This is a genomic window from Ochrobactrum sp. SFR4 (genome assembly GCF_019730395.1).
Taxonomy (GTDB): Bacteria; Pseudomonadota; Alphaproteobacteria; order Rhizobiales; family Rhizobiaceae; genus Pseudochrobactrum.
The window spans coordinates 1-241 of record NZ_JAAPBB010001266.1 but is presented as its reverse complement, the minus strand read 5'-3'; the positions used below and the strand labels follow the sequence as shown (position 1 = coordinate 241).

General features: G+C 52.3%; 1 protein-coding gene. It reads right to left on the bottom strand.

The window, feature by feature from the left end; translation table 11 throughout:
* Positions 1-58: 58 nt before the first annotated feature.
* Positions 59-241, bottom strand: a 183-nt coding sequence (locus HBA93_RS23080) for a hypothetical protein (protein ID WP_221724783.1), incomplete at its 5' end; no start/stop codon positions are given.

Sequence of the window (241 nt, the reverse complement as noted above, 5' to 3'; positions counted from 1 at the left end):
AGCAGCAAGTTTATTGATGATATGCATTGAATAAATGCCCCGTTCTCATTGCATTTCGTTATGCGGATTGCCGGATATAATGCCCGTCGGACGCCCTCGCCCACCGGCTGATCGACGGAGTGAAATCAAGCGGTTTCAGCGGACTGCGTGGTTTTTCCTTATCGGCAGCGGTTATAATGCGCGCTTTTCTCTGTGCCGGATGCGTGACCGGAATCGCGGACAACAAGCGCTGCGTATAAGG